General features: G+C 38.1%; 20 protein-coding genes. 17 read left to right on the top strand and 3 right to left on the bottom strand.

All coding sequences use genetic code 11. The features are described from left to right. Positions 1 to 6: 6 nt before the first annotated feature. The 5 genes from QRN68_RS24910 (at position 7) to QRN68_RS24890 (ending at position 6,177) form a co-directional block, all read left to right on the top strand. Complete coding sequence (locus QRN68_RS24910) at positions 7 to 1,374, top strand: UDP-N-acetylmuramoyl-tripeptide--D-alanyl-D-alanine ligase (RefSeq protein WP_285399987.1); 1,368 nt, start codon at positions 7 to 9, stop codon at positions 1,372 to 1,374. 132 nt (positions 1,375 to 1,506) lie between these two features. Continuing rightward, positions 1,507 to 2,205, top strand: a complete 699-nt coding sequence (locus QRN68_RS24905) for an alpha/beta hydrolase (protein ID WP_285399986.1) — start codon at positions 1,507 to 1,509, stop codon at positions 2,203 to 2,205. Positions 2,206 to 2,550: 345 nt separating this feature from the next. After that, entirely contained in the window at positions 2,551 to 4,077 is a 1,527-nt protein-coding gene (cshA, locus tag QRN68_RS24900) for a degradosome RNA helicase CshA (protein WP_285399984.1), read from the top strand. A gap of 155 nt (positions 4,078 to 4,232) precedes the next feature. Continuing rightward, positions 4,233 to 4,712 carry a PH domain-containing protein gene (locus QRN68_RS24895; protein ID WP_285399982.1) on the top strand — a complete coding sequence of 160 codons (480 nt, stop codon included), beginning with the start codon at positions 4,233 to 4,235 and terminating at the stop codon, positions 4,710 to 4,712. After that, entirely contained in the window at positions 4,705 to 6,177 is a 1,473-nt protein-coding gene (locus QRN68_RS24890; protein WP_285399981.1) for a PH domain-containing protein, read from the top strand. Before QRN68_RS24895 ends, QRN68_RS24890 begins: the two co-directional genes overlap by 8 nt. Before the next feature lie 20 nt (positions 6,178 to 6,197). Here QRN68_RS24890 and QRN68_RS24885 read toward each other — a convergent pair whose 3' ends face one another. From QRN68_RS24885 to QRN68_RS24875, 3 genes are all read right to left on the bottom strand, one after another. Then, complete coding sequence (locus QRN68_RS24885; RefSeq protein ID WP_285399980.1) at positions 6,198 to 6,347, bottom strand: hypothetical protein; 150 nt, start codon at positions 6,345 to 6,347, stop codon at positions 6,198 to 6,200. Positions 6,348 to 6,461: 114 nt separating this feature from the next. Then, a complete protein-coding gene (locus QRN68_RS24880) occupies positions 6,462 to 6,605 on the bottom strand; it encodes a hypothetical protein (protein ID WP_285399979.1) in 144 nt (47 codons plus the stop codon). 356 nt (positions 6,606 to 6,961) lie between these two features. Continuing rightward, positions 6,962 to 7,582 (bottom strand): rhomboid family intramembrane serine protease, encoded by a 621-nt coding sequence (locus QRN68_RS24875; protein ID WP_285399978.1) that lies wholly within the window; start codon positions 7,580 to 7,582, stop codon positions 6,962 to 6,964. 64 nt (positions 7,583 to 7,646) lie between these two features. Between QRN68_RS24875 and acpS the strand changes: the two genes are divergently transcribed. The 12 genes from acpS (at position 7,647) to QRN68_RS24815 (ending at position 18,103) form a co-directional block, all read left to right on the top strand. Further along, entirely contained in the window at positions 7,647 to 8,000 is a 354-nt protein-coding gene (gene acpS, locus QRN68_RS24870) for a holo-ACP synthase (RefSeq protein WP_285399977.1), read from the top strand. A 157-nt stretch (positions 8,001 to 8,157) separates the two neighbouring features. After that, entirely contained in the window at positions 8,158 to 9,267 is a 1,110-nt protein-coding gene (locus QRN68_RS24865) for a LolA family protein (RefSeq protein ID WP_285399976.1), read from the top strand. A 225-nt stretch (positions 9,268 to 9,492) separates the two neighbouring features. Continuing rightward, entirely contained in the window at positions 9,493 to 10,614 is a 1,122-nt protein-coding gene (alr, locus tag QRN68_RS24860) for an alanine racemase (RefSeq protein WP_285399974.1), read from the top strand. A gap of 363 nt (positions 10,615 to 10,977) precedes the next feature. Further along, entirely contained in the window at positions 10,978 to 11,241 is a 264-nt protein-coding gene (locus QRN68_RS24855) for a hypothetical protein (protein ID WP_083227128.1), read from the top strand. A gap of 4 nt (positions 11,242 to 11,245) precedes the next feature. Beyond that, positions 11,246 to 11,596, top strand: coding sequence for a type II toxin-antitoxin system PemK/MazF family toxin (locus tag QRN68_RS24850; RefSeq protein WP_008177055.1), 351 nt, complete (start codon positions 11,246 to 11,248; stop codon positions 11,594 to 11,596). A gap of 406 nt (positions 11,597 to 12,002) precedes the next feature. Beyond that, on the top strand, positions 12,003 to 12,404 hold the full coding sequence (locus QRN68_RS24845) for an anti-sigma regulatory factor (protein ID WP_285399968.1): 402 nt from the start codon (positions 12,003 to 12,005) through the stop codon (positions 12,402 to 12,404). A 9-nt stretch (positions 12,405 to 12,413) separates the two neighbouring features. Further along, positions 12,414 to 13,412: a PP2C family protein-serine/threonine phosphatase gene (locus QRN68_RS24840; protein ID WP_285399966.1), complete on the top strand. Its 999-nt coding sequence runs from the start codon at positions 12,414 to 12,416 to the stop codon at positions 13,410 to 13,412. 74 nt (positions 13,413 to 13,486) lie between these two features. Beyond that, positions 13,487 to 13,822 (top strand): STAS domain-containing protein, encoded by a 336-nt coding sequence (locus QRN68_RS24835; RefSeq protein ID WP_285399965.1) that lies wholly within the window; start codon positions 13,487 to 13,489, stop codon positions 13,820 to 13,822. Beyond that, positions 13,819 to 14,289 carry an anti-sigma B factor RsbW gene (gene rsbW, locus QRN68_RS24830; protein WP_285399964.1) on the top strand — a complete coding sequence of 157 codons (471 nt, stop codon included), beginning with the start codon at positions 13,819 to 13,821 and terminating at the stop codon, positions 14,287 to 14,289. The genes QRN68_RS24835 and rsbW overlap by 4 nt, the downstream gene beginning before the upstream one ends. Then, positions 14,267 to 15,052 (top strand): RNA polymerase sigma factor SigB, encoded by a 786-nt coding sequence (sigB, locus tag QRN68_RS24825; RefSeq protein ID WP_285399962.1) that lies wholly within the window; start codon positions 14,267 to 14,269, stop codon positions 15,050 to 15,052. The genes rsbW and sigB overlap by 23 nt, the downstream gene beginning before the upstream one ends. 349 nt (positions 15,053 to 15,401) lie before the next feature. Next, on the top strand, positions 15,402 to 17,576 hold the full coding sequence (locus tag QRN68_RS24820; RefSeq protein ID WP_285399961.1) for a Tex family protein: 2,175 nt from the start codon (positions 15,402 to 15,404) through the stop codon (positions 17,574 to 17,576). Between the two features lie 65 nt (positions 17,577 to 17,641). Beyond that, on the top strand, positions 17,642 to 18,103 hold the full coding sequence (locus tag QRN68_RS24815) for a SprT family protein (protein ID WP_285399960.1): 462 nt from the start codon (positions 17,642 to 17,644) through the stop codon (positions 18,101 to 18,103). Positions 18,104 to 18,245 lie beyond the last annotated feature (142 nt).

The raw sequence follows: 18,245 nt of genomic DNA, 5'->3' as shown, positions 1-18,245 counted from the left end.
ATTATTGTGAAAAAAACATTAAAGCAGTTAGCTACATGGTTAAATGAAGAAGGACCAGCTTTTGGTGATACAGTCGTATCAGGAATTTCCATTGATACACGAACAATTCAACAAGGGGATCTATTCGTTCCATTTCGTGGTGAGCAGGCTAATGGACATAAATTTGTTTTGCAGGCCTTTGAAAAAGGAGCAAGTGCTTCTCTTTGGCAGAAAGATGAACCAAATCCACCGCAGGGTGTACCGCTACTCTTTGTTGATGATCCAGAACTAGCGCTACAGCAAATGGCACGTGCCTATCGTAGTGAGCATAAGGCGAAATTCATTGGCATTACTGGTTCAAATGGTAAAACATCGACGAAAGATATTTTAGCAGGAACGCTTTCGCCATTTTTTAAAGTACAAAAGACAATTGGGAATTTTAATAATGAGTTAGGTTTACCGATTACGGTTTTACAGCTAGATGAAGATACGGATGTTGCCGTTCTTGAAATGGGTATGAGTGGTTTTGGTGAAATTGAATTTTTAACGAAACTTGCTCGTCCACATATGACAGTGATTACGAACATTGGTGAGGCACATATGCAAGATCTAGGTTCGCGTGCAGGAATCGCAAAAGCAAAATTCGAAATCATTCAAGGGATGCAAGCGGATGGAGTACTATTTTATGATGGAGATGAACCATTGCTTCAAGAGTTAGTTGCGAAAGAGCAACAGTTAAATGCAGTGGCATTTGGCTTAGAGAGTGACAACCTATTGTATGCTGACAAAATTGAAGCAACTGCTGATGGTAGTAGCTTCACTACACATGGTGTGATTGAAGGAGATTTCTTTATTTCAGTTCTCGGGAAGCATCAGGTGAAAAATACATTAGTTGCCATGTTAATTTCTCAAAAGCTAGGTTTAAATGATGACCAAATTCGTGCATCCTTAAAACAAGTGGCTCTTACGGATATGCGTATGCAACAAGTACAGGGAACAAATGGCGCATTGTTTATTAATGATGCATACAATGCTGCACCAACCTCTGTTAAGGCTGCTATTCAATTTATAGCATCGACAACGATTCGCCCAGAAAAATGGCTTGTGTTAGGTGACATGCTCGAGCTTGGACCGAATGAAAAGCACTTTCATGAAAGTTTAGCGGAGGATATTCATCCAGAAGAAATCGCTTATGTATGTTTATATGGTCCACGCATGGCTTATTTAAATGAAGTATTAAAAGAACGTTTTGATGCGGATCATCTGTTATATGTAGAAGATGATTATACGCCAATTATCGAAAAACTACAGCAAGCTAACGAGGAGTCTATCGTTTTACTAAAAGGCTCTCGTGGTATGAAATTAGAAACTATCTTACATGCATTTACGTCATAAAGTGAAACTTTAATCAGTGGGGCATCCCCGCTAATTCTTAGTCTTGCTGCCCGTTAATGCGGGATTAAACGAAACAAGGAATCGGTGGGACACTCTCTCACCGATTCTTTCATTCATTTAGAGGTGAAAGTAATGTCAGTAGGTGTGTTATGTATACATGGATTTTCAGGCGGACCGTATGAAGTAGAACCTTTTACTACCTATTTACGGACGCATACAAATTGGCTGATTGAAGAGCCTATTTTGTCCGGGCATGGTGAAGAATTACAAATGCATGGCTTCACGGCTAAGCATTGGTTAATGGATGCCGAGCTTGCTTTTCGTGCTCTTGCCAAAAAAGTAGATGAAGTAATAGTAGTTGGGTTTTCAATGGGGGGAATTATAGCGCTATACTTAGCCAAGCGTTATAAAGTGAAAAAGCTTGTGTTACTAAGTGCAGCTGCCAAATATGTGAGTCCTAAGCAACTGGTCAAAGATTTTAAAATGCTTGCCGCTGAGGCGTACCATCGCAATCTGTCTAACAATGAACTGTTTTTGCGATACCGTCATAAGTTTAACAATGTACCTTTAGCGTCAACTATAGAATTCATGAAGCTTGTCCGAACAGTGGAGCCGTATTATAAAGATATCAAAATTCCGGTGTATATTGTACAGGGTAAGTTAGACGGCGTAGTACCTTATCATACTGCTCAATTTCTATATGATAAGTTATCCTCGAACGAAAAAACTTTGTATTTTTCTGATAAAGGGAAGCATCATATATGTTATGATGAAGATTGTTCTGAATGGTTTCCGCAGGTTTTATTGTTTTTAAAGGGCTCCGCAAAGTAGTCAGATTATTACGACTCATGCGTTATCGTTGCATACGGTTTAAAGCCATGTTAGACTAGTGTAAGCAATGGATACATTTTGTACGAAGACTCTTCATATTTGGTTGAAGAGTACTTTTTTTTGAACACAACGGTTTTATTCTAAAGTGAATAATTACGACAGAATCGAACCGCTCGGTAAAGACCGGGCTTTCCTTTTCATATAAGAGAGCTCTATGTGACATCATATAGAGAAAATTTTTAAGTAACGGAAACGTTCCACAACACAGGCTCGAATTTGCCGACAACTTCATCTGAAAATGTAACCATTTGTCAACTTAAAAGGAAAAAAAGGAGAATGAGAAGTTTGACAAATTTTTCAGAATTAAATATTAGCGAATCTACATTACGCTCTGTAAAGCGTATGGGATTTGAAGAAGCAACACCAATCCAAGAAGGTACTATTCGTTTTGCTATCGAAGGCCGTGATGTACTTGGTCAAGCACAAACAGGTACTGGTAAAACTGCCGCTTTCGGGATTCCACTTATCGAAAAAATCGATCCAAAAAACCCTAACATCCAAGCATTAGTAATTGCTCCAACTCGTGAATTAGCGATTCAAGTTTCAGAAGAGCTTTATAAAATTGGTTATGACAAACGTGTAAAATTATTATCAGTTTACGGAGGTCAAGAAATCGGCCGTCAAATCCGTGCGCTGAAAAATAGACCACAAATTATTGTTGGTACTCCAGGACGTATCATCGATCATATTAATCGTCGTACGTTAAAATTAGAAGATGTTCAAACATTGGTACTTGATGAAGCAGATGAAATGTTAAACATGGGCTTTATCGATGATATTAATTCAATCTTAGAAAACGTCCCAACTGAACGTCAAACATTATTGTTCTCAGCAACAATGCCACCAGCAATTCGTAAAATTGCTGAAACATTTATGCGTGATCCAGAAATCGTAAAAATTAAAGCTAAAGAATTAACGGTTGATAACATCGATCAATATTTTGTGAAGTCTGCTGAACGTGAAAAGTTCGACATTCTATCTCGTTTATTAAACGTTCACCAACCAGAACTTGCAATCATCTTTGGGCGTACAAAACGTCGCGTGGATGAACTTGCACAAGCGTTATCAATCCGTGGTTACCTTGCTGAAGGGATTCATGGTGATTTAAGCCAAGCGAAACGTATTTCCGTATTACGTCAATTTAAAGAAAATAAAATTGACATTCTTGTGGCAACAGATGTAGCTGCTCGTGGGCTTGATATTTCTGGTGTAACACATGTTTATAACTTCGATATTCCTCAAGATCCTGAGTCTTATGTTCACCGTATTGGTCGTACTGGCCGTGCAGGTAAATCAGGTCTTGCGGTAACGTTTGTAACACCACGCGAAATGGGTTATTTACGTATTGTAGAAGAAACAACGAAAAAACGTATGACTCCACTTCGTCCACCATCATCTGATGAAGCTTTAGTGGGTCAACAACGTCTATCTGTTGAGACATTAGAAGGTCTTATTGCGAACAATGATTTAGGTGATTATCGCACACTTGCGGCAGAATTACTTGAAAACCATGATGCAACTGATGTTGTAGCTGCTGCTATTCGTTCATTAACAAAAGAGCCAGATGACACGCCAGTAACAATTACTGAAGAACGTCCATTACCAATGCGTCGTGAGCGTTCTGGCAATCGTGGTGGCGGAGATCGCGGACGCGGCGGCAACCGTAGCTTTAACGGACGTCGTGATGGCGGACGTGGCGGAGATCGTCGTGGAGGACGCGGCGGAGAACGTCGAGAAGGCGGACGCCGTGACGGAGGTCGCCGTGAAGGTGGACAAGGTCGTTCACGCGCACCACGTCGTCACGAAGACTAAATTTTACTTTATTAATATGATTAAACCTTACAGTCAAGTGGCTGTAAGGTTTTTTTAACTTCTTTTAGCGGGTGACCAAGGCGAAATTGATATAAATTTGAAACAAAATGATTACTGATTACGTATACGTAGTTAAAGAAAGAGAGGGGACTACTTTGAGAGCAGAACCAATACATAAAATTTCTCGAAAAGGTTTAACTGTGTGGCGTTTATATGGTGTATTACAAACGTTATTGTTATTGATCATAGCTGCGATAGTATGCTACTGTACCTATTATTTTGAATGGTCATCATTTATTTATTTCATTGCAGTTGCTGTAGTCATACTAAGTGCTACCTTATCTGCTTATCTATTTCCAAAGATAAGATGGGAACGCTGGCGCTATGAGGTGCGTGAAAATGAGATTGAAGTGCAACATGGTTTATTTATCGTTAAACGTACACTCATTCCAATGGTGCGTGTACAGCATGTTGATACGACACAAGGGCCGATATTAAAAAGATATGGCTTAGGTAATATTTCAATATCGACAGCGGCAACTGTACATACAATACCTGCACTTGTGATGGACGAGGCTGATGGGCTTCGTGCACGTATTTCGGAATTAGCAAGGGTGGCGGAAGATGATGTCTAAGGAAATAAATCGTTTACACCCAGTATCGGCTATTATTACAAGTGCGAAAGCATTAAAAAGCATGATTATACCTGTTGCTATTATTGTTGTAACGAATGGTTTTAATTTTTCTTTTAATTTTCATAGTGAACATTTTTTTCAGACGGTTTTGTTGTTCGGTGTATGGGGAGTAGGTGCTTTGCTTGCGCTTGTTGGTGGTATTGTTAAATGGCGTACATTTGTCTATTGGTTTGAAGATGGAGAATTACGTGTAAAATACGGTTTGTTCGTTAAAAAGAAGCGATATATCCCGTTTGAACGTATTCAAAGTTTAAATTACAATGAGGGTATTTTTCATCGCTTATTTGGCTTAGTTAAGGTGCAGGTTGAAACTGCGGGGAGTAAGGACGGGAAACCTGAGGTGGAGTTAACGGCTATACGTAAGGCCTCAGCAGATGTCATAGAGTTGGAAATGCGTCGTGCAAAAAATCAAGTAATTGAACAAATAGTTGATGAGCAATCACTTCCAATAGTGGAGGAAGTATCGATCCCAACGATTTATCATATGTCAGTACGTGATTTAATTGTATTGGCAACGACTTCAGGCGGTATTGGAGTCGTGCTGTCGGGACTTGCAGCAATCATCTCTCAGTTTTCAGATATAATCCCATATGAAACGGTATTTCACGAGGTAGCTGATTTCGTGAAAATTGGTGTATTTTTAGTTGCATTAACAGTGATGCTCATCCTTATTGTGGCATGGGTTGTGTCGGTTGTTATTACTCTTATCAATTATTATGATTATACAGTCCGAATTGAAGATGAAAAGCTTATGATTACAAAAGGATTGCTTGAGAAAAAGCGAATTACATTGCCTTTAAATCGAATTCAAGCTATTCGAATTGTAGAGAATCCATTGCGTCAATTGTTTGGCTTTGCAACTGTAGTTGTTGAGAGTGCTGGAGGAAACGGTGAAGATGGGATAGATAAAAAAATTACTCTATTCCCGCTTATTCAGAAACAGGATTGTCTGCAAACGTTAGAACAACTTTTCCCTAATATGAATTGGCGTCCGGAGTTTACCCATTCTCCAAAAAGAGCTCGTTCAACTTTTTACCGAATTGATTTTGTTTGGCTCATACCTATAATTGGAGTATGTAGTTATTTCATGTATCCGTATGGGTTACTTTCGTTGTTGATAATACCGCTAACGATATTACTTGGTATTTGGCAACATAAAACAGCCGGTTATAAGATTGATGGAAAGCAATTAACTATGCAATATCGTGTGTTCAGCCGCATAACACTTTTCATGGAGAAAAAACGTATACAATCTATTGAAAGTACTCAAACATATTTCCAAAGAAGAAAAAATGTTATGTCTATAAAAGCAACGGTAATGTCAGGGATGAATGGTATAACAGGGAAAGTATCGAGTTTGGAGCAGCAAGATGCTGAATCGATATTATCCTGGTATGAACATTAAATTTGCTATTTAGCTAATCCTTACAATTGATAGTAAGGATTAGTTTTTTCATCTATGAAAACAGGAAAAAAATGTATATAATAGAATAAAACAGGCACTTCACCAAAATATATGGTTGATTTCCGTTCCGACTGTACGCTTTCCAGGGGGCGTCCGATGAGCCGCTTCACTCGCGATACTCGCTCCAGGGTCTCATCTGTGACGCTAATCCCCTAGGAGTCGCCCAGTCTCCACTCCAATCAACCAATATACAGTGCATATATTTTTAAAAATGTCATCCACAACTATGGTGATGAGCCATAAAACAGGATTATCACCATAAAATGAGGTTGATTTCCGTTCCGACTGTACGCTTTGTTGCTGACGCTACGCTTTCGCACAGATAAAACATTTGCCGCTGACGCTTCGCTTTCGCGCAGATAAAACATTTGTAGCTGCCGCTTCGCTTTCGCTACAGAGCAAAGCTTCTAGGGGGCGTCCGATGAGCCGCTGCACTCGCGTACAATTTCAAAAGTGTTTAGATTGAATGAAGAAGGGCGTTTAAGGGATGTAGAGTGGTTTTATGACCACTATGTGAATCAAGTTGTCTATCGGCTAACGGTAGCTGAATGGACAAAAAGAGAGTGAAAGAGGATACTGTTGTTCTATGATTTAACTTATTTCAGCAAATAAGTTAAAGCCTCTGGCAGATGAATGGAAGAAGATGAGTATGACGCTTTTGAAGAAAGAATAAGAGGAGTAGTCCCCAGTGCTATCACCGTAAGACAACTCCTCTTCAAGATTGTTATTTACCTGCCATCTTTTGTTTGCGCCAGCTTAAAATTCTTTTTGGGTGTAAGTAAATGAGTCCAAGAAGGAATCCTGTTACTAAACCACCTAAGTGAGCATAGACATTCACATCTGGTTGTAAAAAAGTCATAATAACACTGATAACAATGATTGGTAAAATAAGTTTACGAAGCATAGGCATTGTGCGGCGTGTATAATATACAAGTGCCCCAAATGCACCGAATATTCCGAATATGGCTCCGCTTGCGCCGAGACTTCCATAACTACTTTCCTGAAGTAGATAGGTTGCCATGTTTCCTACAATCCCAGATAATAAATAAATCGTCATAAAGCGAGCCTTACCAGCGATTTTTTCAAGCTCTGGTCCAAATAAAAACAGTGAAAACATATTAAAGAACGCGTGCGAAAAGTTAGCATGTAAAAACATTGCAGAAAAAATACGCCACCATTCACCGTTTTCGATAAGGAAGTTCACCTGGATTCCGTAATTCATTACGAGTGTTCCTATGCCAGGTAAGATAGTTATTACATAAAGAACTAAATTAATCGCTATTAATGTTGAAACAACAGGGTAATACTTCGTATATTGCTTAAAATTTTCTGTTCTACTAAACATGACTCCACCTCAATTTACAATTATTATACATGGCTTTATAGAAATAGGAAAAGGAGAAGTTCAAATGATTAAAGGAATTGGTCTCGACATTGTAGAAATTGACCGCATTGTTAAAGCAATGGGGAGAACAAATAAATTTAAAGATCGCATTTTATCTGAAAAAGAAAAAGCTTTGTTTAATGCACATTCAGAAGCTCGTAGAATAGAATTTTTGGCTGGACGATTTGCTGCAAAAGAAGCATTTTCAAAGGCATTAGGAACAGGGATTGGTGAAGAATGTAAGCTTCATGATATTGAAATATTAAGAGGAGAAGCTGGTAACCCAGTTTTATATTTTAAAGGAGAACTTGTAAATGGATTTGTAAGTATTACACATTCCAAGCAATATGCAGCGGCACAAGTAATATTGCAAATGTAAGCAGTGGCAACTCAGATCCATATGTAGGTTGACACTATATTTTCTTCAAAATTTATTTAGTGAAGATAAAATATATTGCCTTTTCTTCAAATGACATAACTGACAAATACGGTTCATATATTGTCGTAGTGGATTTGAAAGAAGAAAGGGTGAAAGCGTGGGCAACCGTATAGTTAAATGGCTCGTCTTACTTTGTACGATATTACTTCTGTCGGCATGTGGTGCAGCCTCACAGGAAAAAGTGTTGAAGAAAGTTAATGGGAAATGGGCAGAGACAAATGGTTATGAGTTGAACGCTACGATGGAGATTAAATCTGGTGGGGAGCCGAGAAAATATGATGTAACAGTTTGGCATACGAAACCTGATTTTTATCGAGTAGAAGTAGTAGAAAGTGGGAAAGATGTTTCACAAATGATAGTGCGAAACGCAGATGGAGTTTTTGTAGTCACACCTACTTTAAACAAAATGTATAAGTTCCAAAGTGATTGGCCAAAGAAAAATAGTCAGGCTTATTTAATAGGCGCACTAGCAGAAGATTTAGCAGAAGATAAAAATTTAGTCATGAAAGAAGAGGACAAAGCATATATATTTGAAGCGGCTACTAGAAATAGCTATAAAAATAGTATGCCTCATCAAGTTATAACAGTTGATAAGAAAACAATGCTACCAACTTCCGTAGTAATTATGAATGATGTAAAAGAAGAGCAAATCCGTATCACATTTAAAAATATTAAATTAGGTGTCCAACACGCAGCTAAAGAATATGCGGTTGAACAATTTACGGAAACAGATGGAACAAAAGGTGAACAAGCTGCACCACCAGCGAAAGATGGAAAAGACAGCAAAGAGAACAAAGAGAGCACTGACAACAAAGACGGCAAAGATGAAAAAGAAGGAAAAGAAGCAGTAGGTGCAGAAGTCGAATATAAAGAGTTCCAAACACACTACCCTGTTGTCAATTGGGCGAATACGAAAATGGTGGATGAGAAAGTTATTCAAGATGGTGGAATGGAACGTGTCATCTTAACATTCGAAGGTGATAAGGCATTTACGGTAATGCAACAACCAGTTACAAAAGGAACTGCTATGCTACCAGTATCAACTCCTGGTGATCCGGTAGATTTAGGCTTTACGATTGGGGCTATTACAGATACATCTATCAGCTGGGAAAAGGATGGCGTCGCATTCTTTGTAGCGTCAAGTAAATTGACTCGTGAAGAGATGGTGGAAGTTGCAGCCTCTATGACGAAAAGCGGTATGAAGTAATGTTTTAGCTACAGCTTTCTACATGAAGAAAGCTGTAGCTTATTAAGCAAAATAGTACAGTTTTGATGAATATTAACACTGTTTAGAAAGTGTTAAGTCATATATTATATGATGGAGGTTATGTAGAAAAATAGTCTAAAATAGAACAACTTGGTGTGCAGTCGTAGAGAAAAGGCAATTTAAGCAATACATAATGTTTTAATAAAAAATAAAGAGGGTATTCTAATGAAGATACAGCAGCATTTTAGACCAAGCAAAGCAATTGTAGACTTACAAGCAATCCAACAAAACGTAAAAAATTTGAAAAAGCTACTTCGACCTAATGTTCAAATTATTGCTGTAGTAAAGGCAAATGCATATGGCCATGGAGATGTAGCCGTTGCAAAAGCAGCACTTGAGGCAGGCGCAACAATGCTCGCTGTGGCAACACCCGACGAAGCATTACATATTCGAGCACATTTTGAAGAACCAGACATACTACTATTGGGTGCTTCACCCGTTTCGTTTGTACCGTATGCTGCCCAACAGCGCATAATTCTTACGGTATTTGCAAACGAATGGGTACAACAAGCTGCTCCGTTCATAGCTAATGAAGAAAATCCATTAAGACTACATATAAAAGTAGATAGTGGAATGGGCAGAATTGGCGTTCGTTCCGAGCAAGAATTATTGAATCTTTATCAAACAATACAGAATACCGTGAATATGGAAGTTGACGGGATATTTACACATTTTGCGACTGCAGATGAAGAGGATACATCATACTTCGATAGCCAGGTACATTTTTTTGAGAGATGTGTAACTGTATTGCCTGAAAAGCCTAGACTTGTTCATGCATCAAACACGGCTACATCCTTAGTGAAAAATGCGCATCTACAATTTGACGCTGTCAGATATGGTATTTCAATGTATGGATTATCACCATCTCCTTATGTAGAAGGTATTTTACCATTTCCGTTACAGCCAGCGTTTTCACTCGAAAGTGAGCTAGTACATGTGAAACAATTACAAACAGGTGATTCAGTTGGCTATGGAGCTACATTTGTAGCCCCTTCTGATATGTGGATAGGAACAATACCGATAGGCTATGCTGATGGAGTAATTCGCAAATTAGGTGGACAAGAAGTATTGATTGATGGACAAAGAATGCCGATTGTTGGACGAATTTGTATGGACCAATGTATGGTTGCCTTGCCAAAAGCATATGCTATAGGTGAGAAAGTAACACTCATTGGTCGTCAAGGACAGGATGTTATTGCAATGAATGAATGGGCAGCGAAGCTTGAAACCATTAATTATGAAGTACCATGCATTATTACAGCAAGAGTTCCTAGATTATACATTTGACTTTAGTCTCACCTTAGAAGAATTTTTCTTCTTCATAGAGGAAAAGAATTTTGTATAGGTGGTCTTAAGTAGTGTCAACGTTTTACTTTGGACAAATGAATACTAGACAAAAGCTAACTAAAAAACTTGGTGAATGAACTATAACTGGAGAAAATGTTAATTTACTAAGAAGCTGAGCAATTCACAATTTGTGAATTATTGCAAGATGAATGTATCGGCATATACCTTCGACAACCAACATATTTTTACAACTTGGACTTTAAGTTGTCAGATATTGTGTCATTTCGTGTCTTTTCAACAATATCTTTCAATGGTAGAATGGGAAGTAATGAAAAGTGGATGGTTCCGTTGGAGGTGCTTGCTGTGTACGAGAAAAGGTTAAGAGAAGCTACAATTGCTGTTCAAGACAGACTATTTCTACAAACAAAGGAAGTAATTGAAAGTGAATCTTTGGCGCGTATTTTGTCGCGCAAAGTTTTAATGCAGGAGCAACCAAATCAAATACGGGAAGCTATGATGAAAGGATATGTTGAAATGTCTCATATTAATCTGAAAATTGCAAGTGAATGCTTGCATGCAGAATATGAAGCACAACATACGGTGGAGCGTCTCGTTAGCGGGGGATGACACTTTGAATGTAAAACGTGGTGACGTTTTTTTTGCAGATTTATCGCCGGTAGTTGGGTCCGAACAAGGGGGCACTAGACCGGTGCTGATTATTCAAAATGATATTGGCAATCGATTTAGTCCGACTGTCATCATCGCAGCTATTACTGCACAGATTCAAAAAGCAAAGTTACCGACGCACGTTGAAATCAATGCTGAAAAGTATGGTTTTGAACGTGACTCGGTTATTCTGCTTGAGCAAGTGCGGACGATTGATAAGTCAAGATTGACAGATCGTATTACACAACTTGATCATGCTGTGATGGAGAAAGTTGACGGTGCATTGATGATTAGTTTAGGGCTTGTTAAATTTTGATATACATATGTGTATAGAGGCATCGGGGTGATTTTTCATCTCGATGCTTTTTTGTATTGTTTGTTTAAATAGTTCTTTACCATAAATTGAATTTACTATTCAAAAATGGTATTAATAGATTTAAGATAAAGCAAAGATTTATAGTTAGAATAGATTTTTGAAAAAATTTTCAAGAGGGTTAAGAAAAAATACATAGAATTTTATGATCAATACAAAATCTGTTCTTGATAAAAAGTAAGTTGAGAAAAGAGTACTTGGAGCGAGAGATGCTACACCCGCGGAAGGCAGTGAAATGTGCAGTCAAGTACATTTTTTGTAAAGAGCTTGAAATAAGGTGTAAAAAATAGTCAAGCAGGTCGAATAAAAGTGTAAGAGTAAAACTCCGAAAGGAATTGGGGGAACACCAGTGACATTTAGGTCTTCGGTTGAAATTATTACTGAGTGGGATATAGTTGCAGCAAGACAACTGGGGCGTGACGAAGCAAAGGCACTTGGATTTGGCACTGTTGATCAGGCTCGAATCACTACAGCTATTAGTGAGTTAGCTCGAAATATATATTTATATGCAAGTGTAGGTGTCATTGAAGTTGAAAGAGTTGAAACGGATATTGAGAAGAAAATAGTTGTTATCGCAACTGATCAAGGCGCAGGAATAAAAGATGTTCGGAAAGTAATGGAGGATGGCTATTCCACTTCAGGAGGGCTCGGTGCGGGCTTACCAGGTGTTAATCGATTGATGGACAGTATGATTATTCAATCGGTTGTCGGAGAAGGTACGACGATAAGAGCTGAAAAACGGTTGCGTTAGGATGTGAAAATGTTGAAACAATTAGAATCTCAATATGAGAAGATTTTGTCGGATTACATGTCCGATCAAACCGAAAAGAATTTGTACATTGCTCAAAATTTCACTCGTCAATTAATCCAAAAGAATATTTCGCCTGAGGATGTTGTAAATATTCATAAAAACGCAGTTGGAAAGATTTTTCCGGATAGAATGGTTGAAGATCAGCCCGCATATGATTTTCTTATCGAAGTAATGGTTCATTACGGAATGGCGCATAGAGAGCATCAAAGCCTGCTACAAATACAAGCAGAGTATGAAATGGAAATGAAAATTGCTACAAACATTCAAAAAACATTACTTAAAACAGTCGTACCACAACTATCAAGTATTGATATAGGAATGATATCGATTCCAATTCGTAAGATGAATGGAGACTATGTGCATTTTTTGTATAATCGAGAGGATTATTTAAGTGTAGCTGTGACAGATGTTGTTGGTAAAGGGGTTCCGGCTGCATTGTGTATGTCTATGGTAAAGTATGGTCTTGAAACGTTAGAATACGCTTATAAAGATCCTTCATATGTATTAGAAGTCATCAATCGAGTAATTGAAAAAGGTGTAGACGACAGTATGTTTGTTTCCATGTTTTACGGGTGCTTGGATATACAAAACAGTATTTTTTCATATGCTTCTGCAGGTCATGAGCCAGCATTGCATTATAGCGCTAAACACGGTGAATTTTTCTCTTTGGAGGCGAAAGGACTATTACTAGGTGTGTTGTCTGACTCAAAATATTCGTATAATGAAATTCTTTTAGAAGATAACGACATCGTAGTAATGATGACAGATGGTGTTACTGAGTTCAGAGCGAGGGATGATTTGAATTCACGGGAGGTTATTACGTCATTGATAGTGGAGAATAAACATGTATCAGCTCAGCACTTATGTAATCTTCTTTATAAGCAAATTGAAAAAATACAGGATTTTAAACTATCAGATGATTTTACGGTAGTCATTTTAAAAAAATAGATATTTAAGGTTTAATTTTTTGCAATGACGGGAAAAGAAGTACAGTCTCACAAATATGGTGGAGGTGTGTTGTAATGGATATGACGATACATTTTAAAGAACTTGATAATAAATTATACGGATTTGTTGAGGGCGAAATAGATACTTTTACTGCTTCAAGCCTAAGAGAGGAATTGGAGGCAGTGAAGATTACGGAAGGTTTAGAAATAGAGCTTAATTTATCAAAAGTTAATTATATGGATAGTACAGGTCTAGGGATTTTTGTCGCCTTTTATAAAAGAGCATCACGTGAAAATGGTAAGGTTAAACTTGTTGGTTTATCGAGTAGACTACAAAGATTATTTGAAATTACTGGTTTAAGCGACTTAATGGATATTGAAACTGATAAAAAGGTGGAATTACGAAAATGAAGGAATTTGATTATATTGAGATAAGGGTTCCTGCAAAACCGCAATTTGTCAGTGTGATTCGGTTAACGGTTTCTGGTTTAGCTAGTCGTATTGGATTTAATTATGATGATATTGAGGACTTAAAAATCGCAGCAAGTGAAGCGGTAACAAATGTTGTACATCATGCCTATAAGGATGAGGAAGAAGGAGAAATCGTCATCGGTTGCGCTTTGTATGAAAATAAACTAGAAATGATGATTGCGGATTACGGCAATAGTTTTAATTTTGAGGAGATAAAGACGAAGATTGGTCCGTATCACCCTGAAGAGAATATTGCAGGGCTACGCGAAGGGGGTTTAGGACTTTATTTAATGGAAACTTTGATGGATGAGGTGATGATAAATAACGATGGTGGCGTAACTGTTTTCATGACAAAGTATGTCGCTAGAGAGCAGGTGGAAAAAAATGTCGAAAGAATCATTACATAAATCTGCGTCTAGGGAAGATGTGTTGAGATGGATTGCATTGTACCAGTCAACAGAGGATGATGAAGCGCAAACAAATTTAGTGATTCATTATCAATATTTAGTTGAGTCTATCGCTCGCAAATATTCGAATGGTAAATATTATGATGATGATATTGTTCAAGTAGGTATGCTGGGGTTGCTAGGTGCAATAAGACGTTTTGATCTTCATGTTGGTCGAAGCTTTGAGGCATTTGCTGTGCCAACGATTATTGGAGAAATCAAGCGCTTTTTACGTGATAAAACTTGGGATGTTCACGTACCAAGACGGATAAAAGAGTTAGGACCGCGAATTAAAACAACAGTGGAAGCATTGACAATTGAGTTGCAGCGTTCTCCATCAATCATGGAAATCGCGGATCGACTAGAGGTGGAAGAGGAAGAAGTATTAGAGGCTATGGAGATGAGCCGTAGTTACCATGCTCTTTCTATGGATCGTTCAATAGAGTCGAATTCCGACGGTAGTCCTGTAACGTTATTTGATATTACGGGTAAAGAAGATAGCGGCTATGAAATGACCAATAAAAGAATGGTGGTTTCTGATGCGATAAGTGTTTTAAGTGAGCGAGAACAACAAATAATTCAACTTACATATTTAGAGCAACTCACTCAAAAAGAAGTTGGAGAACGATTAGGAATTTCTCAAATGCATGTATCTAGAGTACAAAGGAAGGCAATAAAGAAATTGCAAGAAGCTATCCTAACAAGTGATGGTGTTTCGCTCTAAATTTTTGAGTGGTGTGTTGCGTGCTGTTAAATTAAATATCCAAAAGTAGCAAATGCCTCTTATTTTTATACTGCATTAACAGGTAGTGATTTATCTGTATCGAAAGTGAAGCGTCAGGTACAAGACTCCCATCTCAAAGATATGGCGAAAAGTGAAGAAATTATGTGGGAGATGAACTGCCCGTAAAAGCCTGATTGGTGAAGACTAATAATCGGTAGAGATGAAGAAACCCCCGCCGATTAAAGTTTCACTTTATTAAAATGGTTTACTCTACTTTCAGAGTAGACTATTTTTTTGCATTTTTAGTAAAGTGTAATGGTAAAATGAAAAGAAAAAAGGTAGTGATGATATGGAACAAAAGCAAATGTTACAGCTCATTGCAAAGGATGTAGCTGTTAAGCCGGGTCAAGCTGAGGCTGTAATTAAATTATTAGAAGAAGGAAATACCGTGCCATTCATTGCACGTTATCGAAAAGAAGCTACTGGGTCCCTTGATGAGGTACAGATTAAAGCTGTAGAGGATCGCTATCACTACATACAGCAACTTGAGCAACGCAAAGAAGAGGTTATACGATTAATTCAAGAACAAAATAAACTAACACCTGAATTAGAACAAGCTATTAAAACAGCAACTGTTTTACAGCGCGTAGAGGATTTATATCGACCTTATAAACAAAAACGCCGAACAAAGGCGACAATAGCGAAAGAAAAAGGGTTAGAACCACTTGCAGATCTTCTATTAGAGTATCGTAGTGATGCTTTAGAACAATTAGCAGTGGCTTTCGTAGATCAAGATAAAGTTGCCAATGTCGAGGAAGCATTAGCTGGGGCGCGAGATATTTTAGCAGAGCGCTTTGCCGATGACGCAGCAATTCGCGAAAAAATTCGTACGTATTCATGGAAAGATGGAGTACTCGTAACAGGTGTAAAAAACTCAGAGGGAGACGAAAAAAACGTTTTCGAAATGTATTACGAATATGAAGAGCCTGTAAATCGTATCGTCCCACACCGTATTTTAGCTGTAAATCGTGGTGAGAAAGAAGAAATCTTAAAGGTTGCCATTCATGTTCCAGTAGATCGAGTATTGATGATTATGTGGAAGGAATGGATTCCTGCTACAGGTTCTTCACCAGCCATTGCTGAAGTGAAGCTAGCAATAGAGGATTCGTACAAGCGTCTAATTCAGCCTTCTATTGAAAGAGAGTTACGAAATGAACTTACGGAAAAGGCAGAGGCACAGGCTATACACATTTTCTCTGAGAATTTACGCAATCTTTTACTACAGCCTCCAATGAAAGGGAAGTATGTATTGGGTGTTGATCCAGCTTACCGTACAGGCTGTAAGTTAGCTGTTGTAGATGAAACAGGGAAAATGTTAGAGGTTACAGCCATTTATCCACACCCTCCTAAACCAGATGTAGCAAAATCTAAAGCAATTGTGAAAGGGATTTTAGCGAAATATCCAATTACTATAATTGCAATTGGTAATGGTACAGCCTCGCGTGAAACAGAACAATTTATTGCAGATGTTTTGAATGAGCTTGAAACTAATGTATCCTACGTTATTGTCAATGAAGCGGGGGCATCTGTTTATTCAGCCTCTGAGGTTGCGCGTGCAGAGTTTCCAGATTTACAAGTAGAGCAACGTAGTGCCGTTTCTATTGCACGTCGCTTGCAGGATCCGTTGTCGGAGTTAGTGAAAATTGAGCCAAAAGCAGTTGGAGTAGGTCAGTATCAGCATGATGTCTCTCAAAAGAAATTGACGGAATCCTTAACATTTATAGTAGAGACTGCTGTTAACCAAGTTGGCGTAGATGTTAATACAGCTTCAGCTTCGCTATTACAACACGTTTCTGGATTATCGAAAACGGTTGCGGAGAATATCGTGAAGGTGCGAGAAGAAAATGGACAGTTTACAACGCGTGCTCAACTAAAGAAAATTCCGCGACTTGGTGCCAAAACGTATGAACAAGCAATTGGGTTCTTACGTGTTCCAGAAGCAAAAAATGCATTCGACGCGACTGGTATTCACCCTGAAAGCTATAGTGTAGCAGAGCAGATTTTAGAGGTGGCGCAAATTGATAAAAAAGAGATTGGGACGCAGAAGGCAGAGGAAGCTATTGCATCACTAGATATACAAAATTTAAGTGGGATATTAGATATTGGAGTTGTCACAATCCAGGATATTGTGGATACATTGATGAAACCAAGTCGTGATCCACGAGATGCATTTCCTCAGCCGCTGCTGAAAACAGATGTCTTAAAAATGGAAGACTTACTAGTTGGGATGGAATTGCAAGGTACAGTGAGAAACGTAGTCGATTTCGGAGCATTTGTAGATATTGGAGTGAAGCAGGACGGGCTTGTGCATATTTCTAAATTACAAAAAAAACGGATTAAACATCCATTAGAAGTTGTTGCTCTCGGTGACATTGTGACCGTTTGGGTAGAACAAATAGATGTCAATAAAGGGCGCATTGCATTAACAATGCTTCCTCCTAAAAATCAAACAATGGAAATGTAATAAATTCATACCACACTGTCTATACTACGCAGTGTGGTATTCTTGTTGTTAGAGGTGAATTAGCTATGAACAATGAGGAGCTACAAAAGCTTGTCAGTAGAATATCATTAGAAAGTTTCCAGAAGTCATTTATGCATCAAGCATATTTTAATCCAAGATTACGTTCAACAGGCGGACGATATCTTTTACAATCGCACAATATAGAAATTAATCCAAAAGCGTGTGAATTGTATGGAATTAGTGAAGTAGAGGGAATTGTTCGACACGAATTATGCCATTATCATTTACATTTAGAAGGTAAGGGGTATCAACATCGTGACAAAGATTTTCGAGAGCTATTAAAAAAAGTAGGTGCACCTCGTTTTTGTTCAACATTGCAGATACCAAAAACTACACAGAAAAAGCAACGTCGTCTCTATACATATACATGTGTAAAATGCCAACAAATATATGTAAGGAAAATTAGAATGAATGTGGAGAAATACTGCTGTAGTAAGTGTTTAGGCCGCTTAAAACTAGTTGAATAAAAAAACTTGATAAAAAGGGTTGACGTTTACATGATATGTCCCTATAATAGTAAAAGTCGACAAGATAACGACGACAAAAACATATGAATTATTCCGAAGTAGCTCAGTTGGTAGTAGCACCTGACTGTTAATCAGGTTGTCG

Source organism: Lysinibacillus sp. fls2-241-R2A-57 (assembly GCF_030209535.1).
Taxonomy (GTDB): domain Bacteria; phylum Bacillota; class Bacilli; order Bacillales_A; family Planococcaceae; genus Lysinibacillus.
Note: the sequence above shows the minus strand (reverse complement) of the source record. Positions and strands in the feature narration are given on the sequence as shown.

Bases quoted from the DNA above. Each gene is read 5' to 3' on its own strand.
- QRN68_RS24905 (WP_285399986.1), top strand. From the start codon at position 1,507: ATGTCAGTAGGTGTGTTATGTATACATGGATTTTCAGGCGGACCGTAT.
- QRN68_RS24890 (WP_285399981.1), top strand. From the start codon at position 4,705: ATGTCTAAGGAAATAAATCGTTTACACCCAGTATCGGCTATTATTACA.
- QRN68_RS24880 (WP_285399979.1), bottom strand. From the start codon at position 6,605: ATGTTTTATCTGCGCGAAAGCGAAGCGTCAGCGGCAAATGTTTTATCT.
- QRN68_RS24875 (WP_285399978.1), bottom strand. From the start codon at position 7,582: ATGTTTAGTAGAACAGAAAATTTTAAGCAATATACGAAGTATTACCCT.
- acpS (WP_285399977.1), top strand. From the start codon at position 7,647: ATGATTAAAGGAATTGGTCTCGACATTGTAGAAATTGACCGCATTGTT.
- alr (WP_285399974.1), top strand. From the start codon at position 9,493: ATGAAGATACAGCAGCATTTTAGACCAAGCAAAGCAATTGTAGACTTA.
- QRN68_RS24840 (WP_285399966.1), top strand. From the start codon at position 12,414: ATGTTGAAACAATTAGAATCTCAATATGAGAAGATTTTGTCGGATTAC.
- QRN68_RS24835 (WP_285399965.1), top strand. From the start codon at position 13,487: ATGGATATGACGATACATTTTAAAGAACTTGATAATAAATTATACGGA.
- rsbW (WP_285399964.1), top strand. From the start codon at position 13,819: ATGAAGGAATTTGATTATATTGAGATAAGGGTTCCTGCAAAACCGCAA.
- sigB (WP_285399962.1), top strand. From the start codon at position 14,267: ATGTCGAAAGAATCATTACATAAATCTGCGTCTAGGGAAGATGTGTTG.
- QRN68_RS24820 (WP_285399961.1), top strand. From the start codon at position 15,402: ATGGAACAAAAGCAAATGTTACAGCTCATTGCAAAGGATGTAGCTGTT.
- QRN68_RS24815 (WP_285399960.1), top strand. From the start codon at position 17,642: ATGAACAATGAGGAGCTACAAAAGCTTGTCAGTAGAATATCATTAGAA.